21 protein-coding genes are annotated in these 22,796 nt (G+C 49.7%); all 21 read right to left on the bottom strand.

Going from position 1 to position 22,796, the window contains the following annotated elements; all coding sequences use genetic code 11:
- Window positions 1–21 precede the first annotated feature (21 nt).
- Entirely contained in the window at window positions 22–612 is a 591-nt protein-coding gene (locus tag DY231_RS07850; protein WP_115627887.1) for an acyltransferase, read from the bottom strand.
- Window positions 605–1,228 (bottom strand): CatB-related O-acetyltransferase, encoded by a 624-nt coding sequence (locus DY231_RS25555; RefSeq protein ID WP_115627886.1) that lies wholly within the window; start codon window positions 1,226–1,228, stop codon window positions 605–607. Before DY231_RS25555 ends, DY231_RS07850 begins: the two co-directional genes overlap by 8 nt.
- A 338-nt stretch (window positions 1,229–1,566) precedes the next feature.
- A complete protein-coding gene (galF, locus tag DY231_RS07840) occupies window positions 1,567–2,463 on the bottom strand; it encodes a UTP--glucose-1-phosphate uridylyltransferase GalF (RefSeq protein ID WP_115627885.1) in 897 nt (298 codons plus the stop codon).
- A 202-nt stretch (window positions 2,464–2,665) separates the two neighbouring features.
- On the bottom strand, window positions 2,666–3,661 hold the full coding sequence (locus DY231_RS07835) for an NAD-dependent epimerase/dehydratase family protein (RefSeq protein ID WP_115627884.1): 996 nt from the start codon (window positions 3,659–3,661) through the stop codon (window positions 2,666–2,668).
- 230 nt (window positions 3,662–3,891) lie between these two features.
- Window positions 3,892–5,319 carry a colanic acid biosynthesis protein WcaM gene (wcaM, locus tag DY231_RS07830; RefSeq protein WP_115627883.1) on the bottom strand — a complete coding sequence of 476 codons (1,428 nt, stop codon included), beginning with the start codon at window positions 5,317–5,319 and terminating at the stop codon, window positions 3,892–3,894.
- Window positions 5,320–5,325: 6 nt separating this feature from the next.
- The gene (wcaL, locus tag DY231_RS07825; protein ID WP_115627882.1) at window positions 5,326–6,546 is read right to left on the bottom strand and encodes a colanic acid biosynthesis glycosyltransferase WcaL; all 1,221 of its coding nucleotides are present in this window, start codon (window positions 6,544–6,546) and stop codon (window positions 5,326–5,328) included.
- Entirely contained in the window at window positions 6,543–7,823 is a 1,281-nt protein-coding gene (gene wcaK, locus DY231_RS07820) for a colanic acid biosynthesis pyruvyl transferase WcaK (protein WP_115627881.1), read from the bottom strand. The genes wcaL and wcaK overlap by 4 nt, the downstream gene beginning before the upstream one ends.
- Window positions 7,820–9,295 (bottom strand): MOP flippase family protein, encoded by a 1,476-nt coding sequence (locus DY231_RS07815; protein WP_115627880.1) that lies wholly within the window; start codon window positions 9,293–9,295, stop codon window positions 7,820–7,822. Before DY231_RS07815 ends, wcaK begins: the two co-directional genes overlap by 4 nt.
- 62 nt (window positions 9,296–9,357) lie before the next feature.
- Window positions 9,358–10,752 carry an undecaprenyl-phosphate glucose phosphotransferase gene (wcaJ, locus tag DY231_RS07810; RefSeq protein WP_115627879.1) on the bottom strand — a complete coding sequence of 465 codons (1,395 nt, stop codon included), beginning with the start codon at window positions 10,750–10,752 and terminating at the stop codon, window positions 9,358–9,360.
- A 153-nt stretch (window positions 10,753–10,905) separates the two neighbouring features.
- Window positions 10,906–12,276, bottom strand: coding sequence for a colanic acid biosynthesis phosphomannomutase CpsG (cpsG, locus tag DY231_RS07805; protein ID WP_115627878.1), 1,371 nt, complete (start codon window positions 12,274–12,276; stop codon window positions 10,906–10,908).
- Window positions 12,277–12,349: 73 nt separating this feature from the next.
- Window positions 12,350–13,795 (bottom strand): mannose-1-phosphate guanyltransferase, encoded by a 1,446-nt coding sequence (cpsB, locus tag DY231_RS07800; RefSeq protein WP_115627877.1) that lies wholly within the window; start codon window positions 13,793–13,795, stop codon window positions 12,350–12,352.
- Window positions 13,796–13,812: 17 nt separating this feature from the next.
- Entirely contained in the window at window positions 13,813–15,033 is a 1,221-nt protein-coding gene (gene wcaI / locus DY231_RS07795; protein ID WP_115627876.1) for a colanic acid biosynthesis fucosyltransferase WcaI, read from the bottom strand.
- On the bottom strand, window positions 15,030–15,509 hold the full coding sequence (locus DY231_RS07790; RefSeq protein WP_115627875.1) for a GDP-mannose mannosyl hydrolase: 480 nt from the start codon (window positions 15,507–15,509) through the stop codon (window positions 15,030–15,032). Before DY231_RS07790 ends, wcaI begins: the two co-directional genes overlap by 4 nt.
- 2 nt (window positions 15,510–15,511) lie before the next feature.
- Window positions 15,512–16,477: a GDP-L-fucose synthase gene (gene fcl / locus DY231_RS07785; protein ID WP_115627874.1), complete on the bottom strand. Its 966-nt coding sequence runs from the start codon at window positions 16,475–16,477 to the stop codon at window positions 15,512–15,514.
- A gap of 2 nt (window positions 16,478–16,479) precedes the next feature.
- Window positions 16,480–17,601 carry a GDP-mannose 4,6-dehydratase gene (gmd, locus tag DY231_RS07780; RefSeq protein ID WP_034496631.1) on the bottom strand — a complete coding sequence of 374 codons (1,122 nt, stop codon included), beginning with the start codon at window positions 17,599–17,601 and terminating at the stop codon, window positions 16,480–16,482.
- 81 nt (window positions 17,602–17,682) lie between these two features.
- The gene (wcaF, locus tag DY231_RS07775; protein WP_115627873.1) at window positions 17,683–18,225 is read right to left on the bottom strand and encodes a colanic acid biosynthesis acetyltransferase WcaF; all 543 of its coding nucleotides are present in this window, start codon (window positions 18,223–18,225) and stop codon (window positions 17,683–17,685) included.
- A gap of 18 nt (window positions 18,226–18,243) precedes the next feature.
- Entirely contained in the window at window positions 18,244–18,996 is a 753-nt protein-coding gene (wcaE, locus tag DY231_RS07770) for a colanic acid biosynthesis glycosyltransferase WcaE (RefSeq protein WP_115627872.1), read from the bottom strand.
- A gap of 11 nt (window positions 18,997–19,007) precedes the next feature.
- Window positions 19,008–20,228 (bottom strand): colanic acid polymerase WcaD, encoded by a 1,221-nt coding sequence (gene wcaD, locus DY231_RS07765; protein WP_115627871.1) that lies wholly within the window; start codon window positions 20,226–20,228, stop codon window positions 19,008–19,010.
- Window positions 20,203–21,420, bottom strand: a complete 1,218-nt coding sequence (wcaC, locus tag DY231_RS07760) for a colanic acid biosynthesis glycosyltransferase WcaC (protein ID WP_115627870.1) — start codon at window positions 21,418–21,420, stop codon at window positions 20,203–20,205. The genes wcaD and wcaC overlap by 26 nt, the downstream gene beginning before the upstream one ends.
- Window positions 21,417–21,902 carry a colanic acid biosynthesis acetyltransferase WcaB gene (wcaB, locus tag DY231_RS07755; RefSeq protein WP_115627869.1) on the bottom strand — a complete coding sequence of 162 codons (486 nt, stop codon included), beginning with the start codon at window positions 21,900–21,902 and terminating at the stop codon, window positions 21,417–21,419. Before wcaB ends, wcaC begins: the two co-directional genes overlap by 4 nt.
- A 2-nt stretch (window positions 21,903–21,904) precedes the next feature.
- Entirely contained in the window at window positions 21,905–22,741 is an 837-nt protein-coding gene (gene wcaA, locus DY231_RS07750) for a colanic acid biosynthesis glycosyltransferase WcaA (RefSeq protein ID WP_034496648.1), read from the bottom strand.
- Window positions 22,742–22,796 lie beyond the last annotated feature (55 nt).

Below are 22,796 nucleotides of genomic sequence, written 5' to 3'. Positions count from 1 at the left end.
TCATATAAGTTTTAATACATCTCATTGATTTGTTTCTGCTATCCATTCTTTTCTTTCAAAACAATATTTTTTTATCACTCGAGCAGGTACTCCAGCAACAACTGTATAATCAGGAACATCTTTGACAACCACAGAATTAGCTGCAACGACAGAATTCTTACCAACATTAGCACCGATAATACTTACGTTTTCCCCAATCCAGCATCCCTGACCAATTCTTACCTCTCGTTTTAGTGCAACTGGTTGTTTAGCAATGGCTTTATTAATATTAGTATATTCATGCACATTGTCTGAAATATATACTTTGTCAGCAATCAGTGCATCATTTTCGATAATTAATTCGCTTACTGAAACCAAATGACAATATCTACCAATATAAACATTACTACCTATTTTTAATAAAGGGGATTTACTATTTATTTTTAACGCTAATGCCCATAAACCTTTTTGAATATGGGTATTTTCACCTATCTCAAAATATCTCACGCCTTGCAAAAGGTCTGGTTGGTAAATTGTACTTTTCCGACCAAACGAATTGAATGATAGCGAATACAATTTACCAGTAATTAAGCAAGTTAATTTCCTTTTCACTCTATAAATCAACTCATACATCTTCAAACATTCCTTTTGCCAGCATGGTGTTTACATACTCAATGAGTTGTTCATCATTATAATCCCACCATTTGTCATGATTAATATTCCGGTGGTTAATGACTTTCGCTGGAACTCCTGCGACTATTGTATAAGATGAAACATCTTTGGTCACTATTGAACCTGCACCAATAATTGCTCCATCACCAATATTTACCCCATCGATAATAATCGCCCCTACACCTATCCAAACATCATTCCCTATGTTGATTGGTTTTGTTTCATTAATTTTTATTTTCTCGGCAAGAGCATAGTTAATATCTCCCAATATATATGGCAACCTACTTTTATTTGAATAAAATATAGGATGCGTGGAAAATAAATTAATTGGATGAGTTCCTAATCCAATTCTCACATCATCAGCAATTGAGCAAAACTTGCCGATTGTTGTATTATTGACATGAGCACTACCAGCAAAGTAAGTATAGTCACCAATTACTGAGTTAGTTATTGTCACAGGTGAAAATAATATTGTTCTTTTCCCAAATGAAGTACTTTTATTTCTGTTTTTATATAATGTAGATTTTAGATTTGTTTTCAGAATAGAAATATTTCTTTTTAGTTTTGAGAAAAACATGGCTCAACCTTTTAGTTACATGCATTTTCGAAATTAATAATTTAACGTTGAGAAAATAGCAACCATGCTACCGCCCCTGGCTCAACAGCTACCAGTGGACTGAAATTCTTCTCTTACCATCCTGTTCAACGAATAGATGGCTAAATGTTGATACTCATTCGAATAGTCACGTTGATGAATAATCGAATATGCACTATTTCATCGGAAAAATCCTATATCTGATTTTACCCAATAAAAACGGCAGTCAGCAGCAGAAAAGTTACAAAACTGTAACTCCCCCACGACTATCGACTGCCGTTCTTTTCATCAGACTTTGATCATCATCGATTACAAAAGAATCAACGAGCCAGTAATTTCTGAATGCTATCCCTGAACTTCTGGCCTTCTTTATGGTTGCGCAGACCATATTGCACAAACGCCTGCATATACCCCATTTTCTTGCCGCAATCGTAGCTTTCACCTGTCATCAATGCCGCTTCAACCGCTTGTTTTTGGTTCAGCGCAGCGATGGCATCGGTAAGTTGGATACGGCCCCAGGCACCTGGTTCGGTTTTCTCAAGTTCAGGCCAGATATCCGCAGACAACACATAGCGACCAACAGCAGCCACGTCAGAATCCAGAGTCTGTGGTTGATCCGGTTTTTCCACAAAATCAACGATACGGCCAATTTGCCCGTCATTTTGAAGTGGCTCTTCGGTCGTAATTACTGAGTACTCAGACAGATCGACGTTCGGCATTCGTTTTGCCAGAACCTGGCTGCGGCCCGTCTCTTTAAAACGCTCAACAATGGCTGCTAAATTATAGCGCAATGGGTCCGCACTGGCGCCATCAAGAATAACGTCAGGTAATACTACAACGAATGGATTATCACCGATGACCGGATGGGCGCACAAAATCGAGTGACCAAGGCCTAAAGGTTGAGCCTGGCGGACGTTCATAATCGTCACGCCCGGAGGGCAGATAGACTGGACTTCTGCGAGCAACTGGCGCTTAACGCGCTGCTCAAGCAAGGCTTCCAGTTCATAAGATGTGTCGAAATGGTTCTCTACAGCATTCTTTGAAGAGTGCGTTACCAGCACGATTTCTTTGATACCGGCAGCTACGATTTCGTCAACAATGTATTGAATCATTGGCTTATCTACAATCGGTAGCATCTCTTTCGGGATAGCTTTTGTTGCAGGCAACATATGCATACCCAAACCGGCAACCGGAATCACTGCTTTCAAATTAATCATATTCTGCCCACCTATGATAGTTGAGGGATTATAGTCACTGGCAAATGCATATCCATCAAAAATTTACATACGAGTAAATGTCAGATGATTATTCCACCAACTACATCTCGTAAAGAAAATGTACGTTCCTGTAGAATACATGCAACCAAGGTAAGTCTGAATCGGATTACTCCCGCTGAATCACCCCTGGTGCGCCCTTCCCTCACTCAGAAACAAAAGTGATATCGTCTTTTTTAGCGGAGACAAATTCATACTGCAAAGTACGATCCAAACCTTGCGACAAGGTGTAAGGTGCAACAAAACCACAAGCATGTACCTTACTCGCATCAAACTGTGTCGTTGCGCAGAATTTCTTCACCCGCACCGAACTGATTGAGTACTTTTTACCCGTGATTTTGCTCAAAACATCAAAACAGAAGCCGCCAAGCATCCCTACCGGATAGGGTAAGTGAACAGATGGGATTTTTTTGCTTAAGCTTTTTTCAACTTCGGATACTAGCTGATTCATATTGAGATCAGGTTTATCAACATAGTTGTAGACTTGATAACCGGCCTCAACATTCTGGAGTTTGTACTTGATGAACTCAACAATATTGCCGACGTAAGCCATAGATTTGTAATTGTTACCTGCTCCTACCATCGCAAATTTACCACTGGCAATCTGTTTAAGGAGATTGTAGACATTGCCACGATTTCGCTCACCGAAAATTACGGTAGGACGAATGATAGTCAGAGAACGTTCTTCAGGCGCTTCATTATGCCAGGCACGCAGGACTTCTTCCGCCTGCCATTTGCTCTTACCATAATGATTGAAGGGATCTATAGGATGGGTTTCGTCAGGATTTTTTTTGTTAAGACCATAAACAGCTACAGAACTGGTGAAAATGATATTCTTAACACCATTCTTATCCATTGCAGCCAGGACGTTACGCGTTCCCTGAACATTCACATCATAGTAGAGCGAAGTTGGGCTTACGTCATCGCGGTGTTCAGCTGCAAGTAGCACTACGGTGTTTTGTCCGAAGAAATGGTCATCAAGAGAGCTTTGTTCACGAACATCACCGGTAACAGTAATGTCTTGATAAAAGTGGCTACCTTGTTTATCTAAATTTTTGATCTCGAATTCAGAATGTGCTGTTTCAATCAGTCGGGTTCCAACGAAGCCAGATGCACCAACAAAAATAACCTTATCTTTCATACTAAGCCCAGTAAGTTAATTTTTCCGATGAAGTCACCAAAACGTGAGCTGTGTGATTTCATGGGAGTTTTTCAAATGCCTTGCCTGTATAGCATCTGATTTTGTTGCAGAATTATAAACTTTTGAAGCCTGATAGCCAGCACAAAAAGCCTACTCATTTTGATACTGAATTAATTGTTAATCAAAAATCAATCACGCCAACATTCATCAACACCTGACGTTAAAATTTCTTAACGGGTATTACCAGGTAATGTGAAGTTCAGGTGCTCACTATTCACATACCGCTGATCCACCCTGTCAATGTCCACCGAACTGTGCCCTTTCTCGTTCACAGCACGCACATTGGCGAGCGACAGCAGCGTCTCGTCTTTTGCCATAAAACGGCCACGCACATCTTTGCGCAGGTCGAAGTTTAGTTTTAGCGCAGGTCCCGCGTTAGCGTACTGCATCACATCGATGTTTCTCAGAAACAAGTGTTGCGGTTTGTTATGCAACTCAAGGCTAGCGCGCTTCATGGTGACGTTCGTGATAGCCACAAAGGAGGTCGCATTGCCGGAAGATATCTGAATTCCGCGGCTTTTATACTTCATGTGACTATTATCAAGCGAAATATCGTTTAGTTTAAAATTTTGCGGAATAGATAAATACTTACCTTTGATCACACCATAGCCAATTAAAAACCCAGCACTATCTGTCATATGAATATTATCAAGCACGAAATTATCACAACCATAAATAGCTACCGTAGCGTTATCAATGCCCGCTTTCTGACTGAAAGTGTGATTAATATTGCGTGCCTTTATATTACGGATGATGAAGTGTTTGCCGTTTTCAACGTGCACCAGCTGGCGGCAGTTGCTACCGGTGATATTCGCCACCACAAAATTCTTAACCGCCTGGTCTTCAGGATAGTCGTTGTCGTAGGTACTTCCCGCAAGGCCGATACCGATTCCCCAGTTTATCTTGCCATTGGTACAGTCAATGTTTTCGATGACATGGTCTGAGATAAGCAAATCGTGGTCGTTAATCGCCACGTTCCATTCGATAGCATCACCTTGTAAGTGACTAAAGTGTCCATTAGTGATCTTTACGTTTTCCATGCGGTTATGGAACCCTTGCCGCAAAATAGCGTAGTTCGCATCGTGCACCGTGATCTGGTCTATCACCAGGTTACGCATGGTGCGCTTCTCTTTGCCGCCGATGTAGATTTGCGTAACCGGCACAAAGCCGCTCATATCAATCCCTTTGATGGTGCAGTCTGAGCCACGCACATCAAGGGTAATATTGTTAAATCGCCCGCCCTTCTCGCCTAAAACCTGGCAGCCGTCCTGCATCACAAAGCGCCCTTTACCGTTGCCTTTTAAGCCGCCCGCAACATGCAAAGTTTTACCCTCGGGCATAAAGATAGCCGTATTGATGTTGTCGCAGACTAAATTGGCGGGAACGGTCACGGTATCAGCGGTTGAGAATGCCTGTTTGAAGGCGGCAATCCAGTCACCACGATAGAACTTTTGGACGCTGACCTCACTTTTGCCAGCGGCAGCTAATACATAGCGAGGGGAGATAAATGGCACCGCGGCCAGCACGGAGCTGGCTTTTAGTAATTTGCGGCGGGAGGGAGAGAAGGAGGTGTGGGGAGTTTTAAATGTTTTGCGCATACGTCCTCATAACATCTGTAACTGGCGAGCGAGTTGCTGGTAGATAACCTTCTGGTTGAATTCAGTTTCAACTTTTTCGCGCGCCAGGTTCAGCATCGGTTTCAGCTCGCTGGCCTCGATATTGCCGAAAGCTTGTAAGCAATCTGCGAGGGCTGCCGCATCTTTCTCTGGCACCAGCCAGCCTGAACGCCCGGCATCAATCAGTTCCGGAATACCGCTATGAACCGTAGAAATCACCGGAATGCCGACCGCCATCGCTTCCATCAATGCCACGGGAATGCCTTCCATATCGCCATCTTCGCCCGTAATAGAAGGCAGCAAGAAGACATCGGCTTCATCCAGCATCGCTTTCACTTCGTGGTTAGGTTTAAAACCCGGCATAAACACCACATCGTCGAGCTGAAATTGTTCAATCAGCGTGCGCAGGCGTTTTTCCCACGGGCCAATCCCCAGGATGTTGTAGCGGAATTTCACGCCGCGCTCTTTGAGCATCAGACAAGCGTCGATGGCGACGTGCAGCCCTTTTTTCTCAGTTAGCCGGGCCACCGAGATAATCTCCAGCGTTTTGGCCGGTGCTTTCACCGGGCGTTGTGAAAAGCGTTCCATGTCGACGCCCATGCGCGACACGCTGATTTTCGCCGTCGGGCAGCCCATTTTGTGCAAGCGCCCCGCCCATAATTGACTGATGGGCAGCATTAAATCGCCGCGGGTAAACAGCTTTTGATATTCAGGCGTGTAATGATTCAGGGCTTCGCGGCCTGAAATATCAATGCCGTGGAATACGGTGGCGATTTTGCCCTTCAGCAAGCCCAGTTCACGGAGTTTGGCCGCCGTCACCCCCGCCGGGCCGAAGTGGGCGATAAACACATCCGCGCACACGGTTTGCGGGTGGCTGCCACAAATAGAGGACAAAATCAGATTGCGTGCTTCTTCGCCGTAACGTTTTGCATTCAGCGCACGCCAGGTGCGCGGGCGTAACGAGCCACGCAGCGTGTTCAACGCGCGGGATTGCAGTTTTGCGACCTTTCCCGCAGGTTCATCCATCAGCCAGGTGGTTTTCTCCGCCAGCCCGTACTCCTTGAATGCCGAATGCGTATGGGTCAAATCGCCTTTTTGAATCGCGACAATTTCCACCTCGTACCCCATGTCGATAAACGCGGTTATCTGGTTGAGTACGAAGGTTTCGGATGCCACCGGGAATTTGAGCAGGAAGAAACCGACTTTCATTTTCCCTCCTTAATTCGAGTTAATACCGACTCCACCATGCGCAGGCCGTCCTCACGTTCAGCGCGCACCGCATGAGCCAGGCGCTCATTAATGGCAGGCAATTGCCCTAATACATCCGCCACCACACTCTGGAGCGAACCGTTAAGTAACTGGCGGATTTCTATCGCCATTTCTGGCACACCCAACTGCTGCATGATGCCCGCGGATTTGTGTTCGTAATTGATAGCAATCGCAGGCGTGCCGAAGTTCATGGAGATAATCGCCGAATGCAGACGTGTGCCCACGGTCAGCTCACACTCGCCCAGAATCTTGCCCATTTCCAGGTCGTTGAGTTCATCCATCACCACATGATATTGCTCCGGGTCATTCACGTACTGCCGCAGATTGAGCGCCACCATGCGGTCATCTTTGTTGTAGCTATCGATTCCCGTACAGGTTGAGAGCGCCAACACCTGATAACCCTCTTCAATCACGCGATTAACCACCGCTGCGAACGCTTGCTCGTAGGCCTGTTGCGTGGTGCCGAGGCGCTTGTCGAACGGAGCCAGTTCACGCAGCGTAATTGCGACAGTTTTCTTACGCTTGATGGTGTTAAGCCAGTGATTGACCGCATAATTCGGTACAAAATTGTCGTTGTGATGGTCCACAAGCCACGCGGTATCCACGCCCTGCTCGACTTTGCTGCTGTCGATATTACTTTGGTTCATCAATTTAAGGCTGACGGTTTCACGCAAAATCAGCGATTCCACATTGCCGAAGACATAACTCGCCAGATGATTAAACTGCGGGTCCTGGAATGGCCCCACGCTGTGCCCAATCATGTAAACCGGCTTTTTCGCCATAAAACTGCACAGCGCATGCTCGAACTGCGAAACACCGTATAAATCGACAAAAAACGATCCGCCGACCTGAATAATCGCGTCATATTTTTGCAGCGATTTCACGAAATCAATAAAGCCCTGTGGGATAGAAATATTGCGCAGACGCCCGTTGTCAGTCGCCTTTGCCAGCAAAACCTGGTGTTGATATTTACGGCGCAGCACTTTCTTCACTCGCCCCATCAACCCAACAGCATTGTTGTGCTGCTTCATTTGCTTATACAGACCGTCGCCCATCACCGGGCGGCCCAGCAGCCAGGCAGAACTCACCGGGTAGCGGCTCATTACGTCAACGTCTACCGATTCATCAATAGTGGTAATCGCATCAATAAGTCCGCGCAAAATGGCGCTATCACCACGGTTGCCGCAGGTGTGGTTGCCAAGAATTAATAATTTCATACAGACCTCTTTTTCAAATGGGGTTCTCTTCTTATGAACTGACGTTTCATCTCGACCACCAGCGCGTTACGCGAAAGCAACAGCATGACGATAAAGGCCAGTGCGCCCGACGCAATTTGCGTCGCCAGTAACAGGCCGAGGGAGATATGCCCTTTCAGGGCGATCCCCAGCGCAGCACTCACCACAATGGTTGGAATGGAAAGGTAAAACGGCAGCCAGATGCTCTGAATGTACTGACGATAACTGGAGCCAAGCACCGGTTTGATCATCACGAAGTAGCTCAGTACGGTGTTCACCACCTGCACAAACAGGAAGCCGAGCGTCACACCCAACGCGCCCGCAAGATGCCCACCGACGATAATCGCCGGGATAAACAGACACGTTTTGAAGACATTGAATTTAAAGCTGATATCGACCCGCGCTTTCGCCATCAGCAGCGAACCAATCGGGTTGCCGATAGAGCGCAACAGCCCCACCACACACAGCAATTGCAGAATCGGGGTAATGAATTGCCACTTTTCACCAAATACCAGCGGCACAAAATTATTCGAAACCACTAAAAGACCAAGCAGCGCCGGGAAGTTGATGATTCCGACAATCGACAACAGTTTGTAGAAGTTGATACGTAACTTGTCGGTATCGTCCTGGATTTTGGCAAAAGCCGGGAACAGCACGCGAGTGATAATTGGGTTCAGCTTCATCGGTGGCACCACCGCCACGTTATAAGCGAGGTTGTAACCCCCGGCGATGCTGGCCCCCAAAATACGAGCCAGCACAAGGGTTGAAAGGTTGGTGTTCACGTAATTGATAATGCTGTCAGCCGTCAGCCACGCGCCAAACTTCAGATTAGAGCTGACAGACTTCAGCGAGAAATGCAGGCCAGGGCGATAAATTTTGCGGCCAAAGAAGCCGAACAACGACGTGCGCACCACGGTGTTGACCAGATAACCGATAATCGCGGTCATGGCGAACGGGTAAAACATCGCCGCCCCCACCGTGACCGTAAAGCCCGCCATCACGGAAACCGTTTCAATCGAGCCAATCTTCGAAAACTCCAGCTCTTTTTGCATCAACGCGCGGAACTGCTGGCCGTGCGGGATGACAATAAAAGCAAACGACAGCGTTTTAATCAGTGGCGAAAGCTTCGGTGCATGCAACACCGAAGCGATCACATCGCTGAGTAAAAATACGGTGGCAAACACCACGATCCCGAGGCCCACATTCAGCCAGTACAGCGTGGTGAGTTCGAGGTGGCTGATTTCCTTACGCTGGATGATCGAGTTGGCAATGCCAAAATCCGACAGCGTATCGGCCAGCGCGATAATCACCAGCGAGATGGTCAGCAGACCAAACTCATGATTGTCGACAACTCTCGCCAGCACGGTCATCTGCACCAGGCCAAGGCTAATAATGATGACCGTGGCGATAGCAGACCATTTCGCGCCGCTGATGGTTTTTTCTCTGAGGCTCATTGGGTTATCCGTTAATTTGTCGGATGACGCTGCGCTTATCCGACCTACAAAAAGTTCGTCACTTAATACGCGGCTTTATTCACAAAGCCTTTGAAAATGGTGAGGAAGACAATTTTGATGTCAAACCACAGGCTCCATTCGCGGATATATTCCAGGTCAAACTCAACGCGTTTTTCCATCTTCTCGAGCGTATCGGTCTCACCGCGCCAGCCGTTGATTTGCGCCCAGCCTGTAATGCCCGGCTTCACTTTATGGCGCAACATGTAGCCTTCAATTAGCGAGCGATACTGCTCGTTGTGTGCCACCGCGTGAGGGCGCGGGCCAACAATCGACATCTCACCCATCAGCACATTGATAAACTGCGGCAGTTCGTCAAGAGAGGTACGGCGCAGGAAATTCCCGACCGGCGTCACACGCTTATCGCCTTTGGTGGCCTGGGTGACGACCGTGTCGTTTTCCATCACTTTCATCGAGCGGAATTTCCACACCTTGATCGGCTTGCCGTCCATGCCGTAGCGTGTCTGGCGGAAGATAACCGGGCCGGGAGACGTCAATTTCACCGCCGCACTGATACACAGCAACACCGGGGAAATAAACAGCAGGATCATCGCCGAAAGCACAATATCTTCGAGACGTTTCAGGATGCGGTTGATACCGTTGAGCGGCGTATCAAACAGCGGCACAACCGGCACGCCGTTCACTTCTTCGGTGCGGGAGTTCAGAATATTGAAGGTAAAAACATCCGGGATCAGCATCACCGAACAGGTGGTATCCGTCAGTTCGCGCACCAGGCTTTTAATGCGTGCTTCTTCGCTCATCGCCATCGCGATATAGACATTGTCGATGCGCCCTGCCCGCGCCTGTTCCACTAAATCTGCGAAACAGCCCGCATAATCACCGTGTTTTGTTTCTGGCTGTTCGTCGTCGTAAACGCCCATCACATCAAAACCTAACCACGGCTCATTGCGGAAGCTTTCGGCGAGCGTGTAACCGACCGGCATAGAACCCGCGATAGCAATGCGGCGCGTGTTGTAGCCCATATTGCGCAGCCAACCAGCACCGAAACGAATAAACGAGCGGCACATCACCATGCCGAAACTGGTTAACACATACCAGGCGAGATAGACCCAGAATGAACCGTCGAAATCTGGGTTAAATGCCAGCAGCCCGGCGCTGAAAATCAGGCTCAGCGTCCAGTTTTGCAGCAGCAGCATCAGTTCACTGGAAATTCGCACACCGCGCCAGGAACGATAAAAATCGGTTATTCCACCAATCATTTGAAAGACGACGAGGGCCAGCAACGCCATCAGCAAATGCATGTACAAAAACGGTAACGCGTTGACCTGACACACTACCCATAAGCCAACAAACATAATGGTTATGTCGGAAAAACGTTGCACCATAGAGATCAACGATGCGTTCGTTTTTGGCAGCTCGCGCTTTTTTAGGTTTGTCATCGTTTTACCTTTATTAAAGGAGTGACGGCTCCCCTTTCCTGCCGTTGTAGGGCGGATAAGCTTGCGTCATCCGCCATGTGTTTTTGCAACACCACGGTGGATGACACTTCGTTTATCCACCCTACAAATGCCAGGAGATGCCGTCCCCACCAATCACTGATTCAACAGTTCCATAATTTCCTGCGTTCGCGCCTGCATCAGCTTTTCATCGCTGCGCGATTCTACATTCAGGCGCACCACCGGCTCGGTGTTTGAGCTGCGCAGGTTAAAGCGCCAGTCGGCAAACGCCATGCTCACGCCGTCCGTGTTATCGATCTCTTCCGCGTGCGGCGAAAAGTGCTGCTGTACGCGTTCAATGGCGACTTTCGGATCGGCCAGCTTGCTGTTGATTTCCCCGCTCGCCGGCCACGCCGCCATGCGGTCACACACCAGCTCGCCCAGGGTTTTGCCTTTCAGGCACAGCAGTTCCGTCACCAGCAGCCACGGGATCATCCCGCTGTCGCAGTAGGCAAAATCACGGAAATAGTGGTGGGCGCTCATTTCACCGCCGTAAATCGCATCTTCCTGACGCATACGCTCTTTGATAAACGCGTGCCCGGTTTTCGACATCACCGGTGTGCCACCTGCGCGCTCCACGATATCCACCGTGTTCCACGACAGGCGCGGGTCGTGAATAATCTTCGCCCCCGGCTGTTTTTCCAGGAAGGCCGCCGCCAGCAGGCCGACGATGTAATAACCCTCGATAAACTGCCCTTTCTCATCGAACAGGAAGCAGCGGTCGAAATCGCCGTCAAAGGCAATCCCCATATCCGCACCGTGTTCAATCACCGCATTGCGGGTGTCGTCGCGGCACTCCGGCAGCAGCGGGTTCGGGATACCGTTCGGGAAGTTGCCGTCAGGCTGGTTGTGCACTTTGATAAACGTCAGCGGCACATTGAGTGATTTAAAGCGGGCTTCGATGGCATCGGCAATCGGGCCAGCCGCGCCGTTACCGGAGTTAATCACCAGCTTCAGCGGTTTGATGTTGGCCACGTTGATGTAGGTGAACAGATGGTCGATATACGCCTCAACCACCGAAATCTTCTGGTAGCTGCCGCGTTTTGCGGCATCAACTGGCGGGAAATCGTTGGCTTCCGCCAGACGCTGCACATCGCGCAGGCCGGTGTCGCCGCTGATTGGGCGAGCGCCTTCGCGCACCAGTTTCATGCCGTTGTAGTCCATCGGATTGTGGCTGGCGGTGACTTCAATCCCGCCGTCCACATTCAGATGCCAGGTGGCGAAATAGATTTCTTCGGTGCCGGACAGGCCGATATCCAGCACGTCCACGCCCGCATCCTGCAACCCTTTTGCCAGCGCCAGTTTCAGGACTTCGCTGGTCAGGCGCACATCACCGCCCAGCACGATGGTTTTCGGCTTCAGGTACTCGCCATAGGCGCGGCCAATGCGCTCGGCTATCTCTTCGTTCAGCTCTTCGCCGAGCTTTCCACGGATGTCATAGGCTTTAAAACAGGTCAGTTTTTGCACTTTTCAGTCTCCTTCGGGCAACAGTTACCCAACCCGCAGAGTGGTCTGCGGGGACTCATCAAATTTTTATTGGCTAGATACGCCCGTAACGGTCTTCGAAACGCACGATGTCGTCTTCTTCGAGGTAAGTGCCGGAACGCACTTCAATCAGGTCGAGCGGGATTTTTCCGGGGTTTTCCAGGCAGTGCGTCACGCCAAGCGGGATGTAGATGGACTCGTTTTCGCCCAGCAATTTTGTCTCTTCACCCAGTGTGACTTTCGCGGTACCCGCCACCACAATCCAGTGCTCGGCGCGGTGATGGTGCATCTGCAATGACAAACCTTCGCCCGGTTTCACGGTGATGCGCTTCACCTGGTAACGCTCGCCTTCATCGATGGAGTCGTATTTGCCCCACGGGCGGTACACTTCGCGGTGGTTGTGGTGTTCGTGGCGGCCATCGAATTTGATTTGCTCAACCACTTTCTTCACGCTCTGAACGTGGTCACGGTCGGCAATCAGCACCGCATCTTTGGTCTGCACAACAATCAGATCTTTCACGCCAACCGTGGTGACCAGGCCGGATTCCGCGTAGATGTAGCTGTTTTCGGTATTGTGGCTTATCACATCGCCATGATGCACATTGCCCTGCTGGTTTTTGGTGCTGATTTCCCAAAGAGAAGACCATGAACCCACGTCGCTCCAGCCTGCATCCATCGGCACCACCACCGCATCGGCAGTTTTTTCCATCACGGCGTAGTCGATAGACTCATCCGGGCACGCCAGGAACGCCGCTTCGTCAACGCGCACAAAGTCGAGATCCGGATCGATATTCGCCATCGCTTTTTCGCAGGCGACGAGAATATCCGGGCGGAATTTTTTCAACTCTTCGAGATAGCGCCCGGCGCGGAACAGGAACATGCCGCTGTTCCAGTAATATTCGCCGCTGGCGACATAAGCCTGCGCGGTGTCGAGATCCGGTTTTTCGACAAACTGCGCCACGCTAAAGGCCACAGCATCAACATCTGGGGTATTCGGGTTCTCCAGTTCGCCACGGCGAATGTAGCCATAACCGGTTTCTGGCAGATCGGGCACGATCCCAAACGTGACCAGTTTCCCGGCTTCTGCGAACGGCAGCGCGTTACGCACAGCGTCACGAAATGCCTCTTCGTTCTCAATCACATGGTCTGCTGCGAGAATCAGCATCAGCGGGTCGTTTTCCGGCTGATTGCGCACCGCCGCCAGAGCCGCCAGCGCAATGGCTGGAGCGGTGTTACGCCCGGCAGGTTCCAGCACGATATTTTCCGTCAGCTTGTTCAGCTCACGCAGTTGCTCCGCGACGATAAAACGGTGTTCTTCATTGCAAATCACCACCGGGCTTTCGCATTCAACGCCGTTCAGGCGGCTGATAGTGGTTTGCAGCATCGTCAGTTCGCCTTTCAGGCACAGGAACTGTTTCGGGTAAAGTACGCGGGACAACGGCCACAACCGGCTGCCGTTTCCGCCAGCCATAATGACTGGGTAGAGTTGACTGTGACTCATGATTTAACCCCGATTTCTTATGCAGTAATGTCTGCAATAAATTGGTTCAGCACGCTGTTTTTCTCGAGCGTGCGCTCGGCATATTCACATGCCACCGTGTTGTGTACCGGCAATTGCAGGCAGCGCTCAATACCGTCGGCTAACGCGTCAACCGACTCAGGCTCTACACACACGGCAATACCGGAATACGCGTCGCAAAGTTGGCCGAGTTCGGTATCCGGTTCTGCGGTAATCACCGCATTTCCGCCCACGGCAAGAATATTGGTTAGCTTCGATGGCAACACGGCATCGGCCGCGCCACGGCGTTGAATCACCAGGTGGCAATCCGCAAGACGCAACAGTGCAGGTAGCGCGTTGTAAGGCTGAAGCGGATGGAACACCACGTTGCGCAGCCCTTTGTCCTGTGTCAGTTTTTGCAGGCGGGCTTTGCCACCGCCCTGGCCGACAATCACAAACAGGTATGGCTGATGAGCAAAACGCTCCGCCACTTCAATCACCGTTTCCAGCCCCTGCTTTTCCCCGATGTTGCCGGAATAGAGAATGATTTTTTTATCCGCAGGCAGTTGCAGGCTGTTGCGCACCGCAAGGATCTCTTCGTGGGAGATAGCGCGAAAACGCTCCACTTCTGACCAGTTCGGGAAGAAGATCACTTTGCCGGGATCAACGCCCTTTTCCGCCGCTTTGTTCATCATTGAGCGCGAAATGGTCGAAACATGGTCGACGTTATGCAATCCACTTTGTTCAAAGCGCTGTGCCAGTTTCGCCACTTTGCCCTGTTTTTTGCCCGCCATTCCCAGGCCGAGCATGGCGTCGACTTCGTAATCCTGAATATGCAGCAGCGTGCGCGCACCGCTCAATTTTGCGAGCAGGCGCATGCCCGGCACGCAAAAGAGGGTCGGCACGACGCCGATAATGCGATCCGGCTTCCAGCGACGTTGCGCGATCAGCGGGAAGAACGAGCTAAGCGCAAAGCTGCCTAAATGAATCAGACGCTTTAACGTTGATGGCTGCTTTGGCACATACAGCGGGCAGCGCCAGACGGTCGCGGCACCCACTTCTTTCTTGTATTTCCAGGATGAATAATCGGGATGTACTTCCCATACCGGGTAATAAGGTGGTGCGGTAATGACCCGCACCTCATGGCCCTGGCTCGTCATCCACTCCACCATCTCGCCGGTGTATTTCCCGATGCCTGTCAGCTCTGGCGAGTAGTTAATGCCGTAGACCAGAATCTTCATAATCCGATGACCTTATCTGCCTTGTCGGTCAGAAAGTAAGCGCGGCTGTTGTCGTGGACGTTCTGGGTCGCCAGCAGTGCTTCCTGCGTTAACCAGCAGTAGTCGTTATGCTGCGCAGTCGGCAGTTGCAGCGCATCAGCATCCATGCGCAGGCGGAACCCCAGCACCACATAGTGCGTGGAGAAATCCGGCCCGGAGAAATTGTCGTCGTAGAAGTGCTGCCACACGCCGTAAAACTCACCGTCTGAAAGAGTAAACCGCTGGCCTAATTCAGCTTCGGTTAAGCGCGCAAAAGCGCGCTCCAGCGTTTCGTCTTTCTGTACCCGGCCACCCGGCACGAACCAAAAGTTCTGCGCCGGGCGCTGAGTGCGTAAGCCCAGCAGGAATTCTCCTGCCTGATTTTCAACAATCAAATCGATGGAAATCAGCGGTGTGGAGCGGACAACGGTTGCGAAGTCTTCAGCACTCAAAAACATACTTACCCCCGGAACCGTTGCTGGTTTTCGAGGAACCACTGGTAAGTGCTGGCAAGGCCAGGTTCCAGTGTGACTTCCGGATACCAGCCCAGACGGCGCAGGCGCGTCACGTCGAGCAGTTTGCGCGGCGTGCCGTCAGGTTTGGTGGCATCAAACACCACGCGGCCACGGTAACCGGTCACTTTCGCGATGGTCTGCGCCAGCTCGCGGATGGTGCAGTCCACACCGGTGCCGACGTTGATATGCGAAAGCATCGGCTCGGTATTTTCCTGCCACACTTCGCTTGCCAGCTCCATAATGTGAATGCTGGCTGCCGCCATATCGTCAACGTGCAGGAATTCACGCATTGGCGTACCGCTGCCCCACACCACCACGTCTGGCGAGTTTTGCGCAGTCGCTTCGTGGAAACGACGCAACAATGCCGGAATCACGTGCGAGTTACTCGGGTGGAAATTATCGTGCGGGCCATACAAATTGGTTGGCATGACCGAACGATAATCGCGACCGAACTGGCGATTGTAGGACTCGCACAGTTTGATACCCGCGATTTTGGCAATCGCGTACGGCTCGTTGGTCGCTTCAAGCGTGCCTTGCAGCAGCTCGCTTTCCGCCATTGGCTGGTTCGCCATTTTTGGATAGATGCACGAGGAACCGAGGAACAGCAGCTTATTCACGTTGTGCGTGTGCGCGCTGTGAATAATGTTGGCTTCAATCATCATATTTTCGTAGATGAAGTCAGCCGGGTAGGTGTTGTTCGCCACAATTCCACCCACTTTCGCCGCCGCCAGGTAAACCTGATCAATACGCGCATCGGCGAAGAAAGCATTAACCGCCGCGCCGTCCAGCAGGTTCAGCTCATCGCGGTTACGCAGCACCAGTTCAACGTCTGCACGTTGCTCAAGCTGACGCACGATGGCGGAACCGACCATCCCGCGATGGCCAGCAACAAAGATACGTTGTTTATTCATACTCAGGACTCCAGCGCGATGGCAACCTCGTAGCCGTGTGACTTCAGCAACGAATGCTTTTTCGCCGCTTCAAGGTCTTTAGCGACCATTTCGCCAACCATTTCACGCAGTGTGATTTCTGGTTTCCAGCCCAGTTTTTCGTGTGCTTTAGTTGGGTCGCCCAGCAGGGTTTCCACTTCAGCAGGACGGAAGTAACGCGGGTCAACGGAGATAATGACGTCGCCTGGTTTCACGCCCGGTGCGTCATGGCCGGTTACGGAAACAACGATGCCTTTTTCGTCAACGCCGGTGCCTTCAAAGCGCAGTTTGATACCCAACTGTGCCGCCGCCATTTCCACGAATTCGCGCACGGAATACTGCACGCCGGTCGCAATCACGAAGTCTTCCGGGTTGTCTTGCTGCAACATCATCCACTGCATTTTCACGTAGTCTTTGGCATGGCCCCAGTCACGCAGGGAATCCATGTTGCCCAGATACAGGCATTTTTCCAGGCCCTGAGCAATGTTGGCGATAGCGCGGGTGATTTTACGGGTCACGAAGGTTTCGCCACGGCGTGGAGATTCGTGGTTGAACAGAATGCCGTTACAGGCAAACATGCCGTACGATTCGCGGTAGTTGACGGTGATCCAGTAGGCGTAAAGTTTGGCTACGGCATACGGAGAGCGCGGGTAGAAAGGTGTGGTTTCTTTCTGCGGGGTTTCCTGCACCAGACCATACAACTCAGACGTCGAGGCCTGGTAGAAACGGGTTTTCTTCTCAAGACCTAAGAAGCGAATCGCTTCGAGCAGACGCAAGGTTCCCATCGCATCCACATCAGCAGTGTATTCCGGGGATTCGAAAGAAACCGCTACGTGGCTCATTGCGCCGAGGTTATACACTTCATCCGGCTGCACTTCGGAAAGAATACGGGTCAGGTTCGAGCTGTCCGTCAGATCACCGTAGTGCAGATGGAATTTAGGATTACCGGAATGCGGATCCTGGTAAATATGATCAACACGTTCGGTGTTGAAAGAAGATGCGCGACGTTTAATACCGTGAACTTCATAACCTTTTTCCAGCAGCAGTTCCGCCAGATAAGAGCCGTCTTGTCCGGTAACACCCGTGATGAGAGCTACTTTAGTCATAATGTATTTTCCTCTTTAAAAACCAGGTTCTGATTTGTAGGTTCGTAGAGTGGATAAACGAAGTGTCATCCACCGTAATATCTACAAAGTTCTGGAACGTATTTTTATGGCTGGGTTACCCCGGCAAACGGCATTTGCCGGTAATGATTTATAAACACTGCTGCGAGCACCGACGACGGTGCCATTTTCAATCGTGACGCCAGGTGAAACAAAGACATCCGTGGCAAGCCAACACTTCTCACCAATAACAATGGGTGTGGCAGTAATATCAAAATGCTTGCTCATATAATCGTGGCTGCCGGTACATAAATAACACTTTTGTGAAACGACCGAATTTGCACCAATCGTAATTTCACCCAGCGTATATAACACGGCGTCATCGCCGACCCAGGCATAATCCCCGAGGGTTAATTTCCATGGGTAAGTAATTTTCACTGACGGACGAATCACAACACCTTTACCGATTCGTGCGCCAAACAAGCGTAATAAAAATGCCCGCCAGCGATATAACACTTGTGGTGACCAGGCAAATAATGTTGCTTGTACTGCCCACCAGAGTTGAACCTTAATAGAGTTTGCACCCCGAAAACCTTTCGGTACCGAGAAGTCATTTAATTCCTGCATAAGTTATTCCTGTGAGAATCAGGCTTTGTTATATAATGCTTTTGATTTTCCGGTGGTGCGCAAACGGAGCTTATAAGACAATTCCGCAATAAAGCCTGGGACGTGTAATATTCTGCGCTGCACGCTTCTCGCATCACGGCACAACTCAATATTATTGGTGGTAGAAACACCGCCCATTGAAAACTCGGAGACAATCCCCTTGACGCGTTTAAATGCATAACCGCTTTTATACATTTTAGCTGCCAGGGCGTAATCCGAAGATACTTTATATTGCAGGTCATACGGGTATTTAAGCAGACCATCCATAGGGAAAAATATCGCCTGATGGCTGGCGGGCAAACTGTGGTAAATATACCAACCCTGTTTTGCCCGACGCTCTATTTTTGTCCCGTCACCAAAGTCTAATAATGCATCGCCAATGATCATGGCATTTTCCGTCAACGGCCTTTCAGCAAGCTGGCGGGCGACATTCACGATATCCTGATGGAAAACATCACCTGAGTTAAGGAACAACGCATAACGGCCCTGAGCCATATCAATGCCTTTGTTCATCGCATCATAAATGCCGTTATCTTTCTTACTCACGAAACGTAAGTTGTACTGCCCATTCAGGTTTTCCAGAAACTCGGCGGTACCATCTTGCGAGCCACCATCAACCACAATCCACTCAAATGTGATACCAGGCGCCTTCGCTAAATGGGCCAGCGACTGCCAGGTTTTTTCTATTCCGGCAAGATTTTTATAAGCAACCGTGATGACACTTAGCAGCATTGTTATTGACCTCAGGTGTTCGTAATATTGAGTGCTTTACGTAAAATAAACGGGCAAACAATTAAGAACGCATATTCAGGGCTAAAAATTGAACCGGTAAAAAACAGTGATACAGGGGTAAAGAGCCATAATTGCACACGGTAATTTTCATTATTACCAAATGCCGTGCGCATCATTTTAATGACTTTCCACATATACCAAATTGTCAGTAATACCGCGAACCATGAAAAATAAATAATTAGCAGATACAAACCATTGTCTACTGTTTTACCGACATCCGCACCGTTAAAGATTCCGAATGATGCGACATATTCATATAAAGATCCAAACCGCACTACCCCATCAATATTGGTCAATGAATGCCCGACCATTGCCAGAGGGCCAATAATACGATAATACGATGACGAACCTTCCGTTCCCAAATCACCCAGGCGTGTGGCGATATAAGGGAATGCGAATATTAACCCTACTAAAAATACGGAGAGAGAAATTATCGCTAACGGTAACTTCTTCTTTATTGCATTTTTATTAAGGTATTGAAATGCCCATTCAAGCAAATAGAACAGGATAAAAGTCATTACCCCTGAAAACGATCCCGAAAGCACTATCCCCAAAAGAATCATACCATCAGTTTTTGGTGTTTTGATACCGAACTGTTTGATACTGAGCCAAATTGAGATTAACGCCAGAGCGAAGAACGCCGGTTCAAAATAAAGAGCCGTGGTACGCTTACCGCCGAAGCTAATAAAGTTCAGAACATAGCTATTACTGTATATAAGAAACTTCGAAATTTTCTCAATCAGGCTACTGCCACCAGTGAGAATAATCTGAGCCATTTCCGCTGCTGCCAACATCACAATAATGCCGACAACACCATAAAATAACCTTAATAACTTACGGTGATTACGTTGTGAAATAGTTTTGAAGCGGCAGCTCCACGTCATCGCCATGATCAGCACGATATAAACGAACAATAATGTCGAGGTGACATATTTGCTGGCATCCAGCGATTGGCCAAAGATGTAGTTAAATGCGGTGAGTCCCGCACCGATGCCCAAAGCAATCATCAATTTTTTGACGCTAATGCGTTCAATGTACAAAAAGAGAATGGCGGGCAAGAAGGTGACTATCGTTATCGGGAAACTTTCTCCGAGTGAGGCCAACTTGACGTTGACCACCAGATAGATGAACGGCAGCAGCAGATAACTACAGATTCTGATAGAACGAGACATATTCCTCCAGCATCTGTTGTCCACTAAACGCCTGGCGACTCGCAGTTTTGAAACTCTGCAAATCCTTGCCAAACACCTGCTGTGCCAGCGCTTCTTTTGGCATTTTCACCAGTTCCAGCACGCGCATATCGCTAAAGGTTTTACCGTCGACTTTGCGCAGCACTTCATCGGCGGCGTCACTTTGTGTGGCGATAACCGGCACGCCAATCGACAGCGCTTCGCACAAAATCAGCGGGTAGTTATCCACCTGCGAACTGAAGACCAGCGAATCCATTTCATTGAGCTCGCTCATCAGCGCTTTTTTGTCGGTCATGTAACCGTGATTCACGACGTTCGGGCCATTAAACGGCGAGAATTTCCCGAAGGTGTGCAGTTCAATTTCATCGCCCAGCGCCATCATCGCCTGCACCAGCTGCTGGTTGGTCTTGCCGTCATAACGTAAATCGTGCGCCACCACGGCCACTTTGGGCTTGTCACCCGCCGCACTCGTCAGCGGCAGTTCGGCCAGAATCGCCTCGGTTGCGACGTCGATTCCGTTATTGATAATTTTGCAGCGCCCTGCCCCGTAAATACGGTTAAAAGCATCGGCTACATGCTGGCTCGGGGAGATAAACTGGCAGCCCAGCGCTAACATTTCGCGGAACAACTGGCGTTTGGTGTCCACCAGCAAATGGGCGCGGTCGGTTTTGACGGGCGGATAGTTATTTAGCGTTGGGCATTTCTGGCAACCGGTTTTCCAGCCATCGCATCCATCGAGAAACGCACAGCGCCCGGTAATGCTCCAGTGGTCGTGTAGCGTCCAGACAAAAGTGACATCTGCTTTATGGGCTTTCACGCGCTGGCAAAACGTCACCATCTCTTCCAGATTCAGCCAGTAGCTGTGGACCACATGGAAATGCAGAACCACCGGGCCGGTGCTGCGGGTCACTTTTCGGTACAGGTTATTGAGGTTGCCAAACGGGTCGCGGTTGAAAAAGCGGAACAGAATGATGTTGGCAATCGAGGTCAGGCGCGGCGTGTGTTTTACTACGCCGGGGAATTTATCGTGGCTGGCGCTTTTCTTTCCGCCCTTGCCGTAACCATAGATAAAACGGGAGCTAAAACCGGCGGCGTTGGCGCGCTGATGAAGATCCAGCGCAACACCTGCCGCACCGCCTTCAGCCAGGCGAACGTTGAATTGTAAGATATTCATTTTATAACCTTTACTTGCGCTTTCTCGCCTACGACCAGCGCATTGTCCGGCACGTTGTCCAGCACTACACTTCCTGCACCGACCACCACGTTATTACCCACGGTGATATCACCAATCATCACCACATTCGCACCCAGTTCCACACTGTTGCCAATCACCGGGCAATCATTGCTTTTGCTGCGATTGCCGATAGTGACGCCGTGGCGAATAGTGAAATCGTCTCCGGCAACCACGAACTTATTGATGACGACGGCATAACCGTGGTGAATAGTAAAACGACGCCCGATGGTGGCGCCCGCCTGGATTTCATAGCCAAACAGGCATTCAGTGATAAAGCGATAAAGCAGGATGACCGGTGCCGCCCAGAGATTGTTGATGACGCTTTTTTTGCGCCACACCGAGCAAAAGTGCGCGATGCGATAAGCCATCACCATGCAGCAGGGGCGGAGGCTCCAGGAATTTGCGCGCAGATCTTCAAGCACGGTTATTTCCCCCGTAGTCCGTCGGCAAGACGTTTGGTATTACGCACGCTCAACAGCGCTAATAACGTGCGTAAAGACATGCGTTTATTGCGGATTTGGTAGAGGGTGAACAGCTGGTATTTCTTGCTGGCCCGGTCGAATTTATCTTTGTGCTTTCGGTAGAAGTGAAAGTACCCGGCGAATTTTTTCGGCGATTTCGTTATCTGCATTTCACCGTGGTTAACATGCAAAATTTGCGTGGCTTCTTCCACTTTCCAGGGTTGACCGTACTCGACCACCATTCGCAGGAAGATGTCGTAGTCCTGAGCCGCAGCCAGTGTGGTATCAAACAGGCAAGCCTTGAAGCGACTGGCGTAGGTAAACACCTGATTACCAATAATATTGCGCTTATAAAACAGCTTTAGTGAAAACGGCGATTTTGGGTACAGCGGCAGGCTGGCGGGCTGTGAATAAACCTGCCCTTCACAGACGTAGTCGTTGGCGTATAAAAAGGCGTGTGTCACCAGTTGGTGTTTGTGCTCCAGAAAAACGGACAGACGATTAGGCGTCCATTCATCATCGTCATCAATACCCGTGATCAATTCGCCCGTCGCCTGGCTGATGGCCTGGTTACGCACTGAACACGCGCCAGAGTTGAAATCATTGCGGGTGTAACGCACACGCGCATCGCCGAGTTCTTCCACAAAGCGCTGGAGCTGTTCGTAGGATGAAGAGCAGTCGTCAACGATTAACATTTCCCAGTGTTCATAATCCTGGCGCAACACGGATTTAATGGCGCGGATTGCCAGCTGCTGACGATTCCATGTCGGCATATAAATAGAGATAAGTGGGTTATTCATGGCGTTCCCCCGAAAATCGTTTTTATTTATTGGTGGATGACGCTATCGCTTATCC

It is taken from the genome of Buttiauxella agrestis, from assembly GCF_900446255.1.
In the GTDB taxonomy this organism is placed as follows: Bacteria; Pseudomonadota; Gammaproteobacteria; order Enterobacterales; family Enterobacteriaceae; genus Buttiauxella; species Buttiauxella agrestis.
Note: the sequence above shows the minus strand (reverse complement) of the source record. Positions and strands in the feature narration are given on the sequence as shown.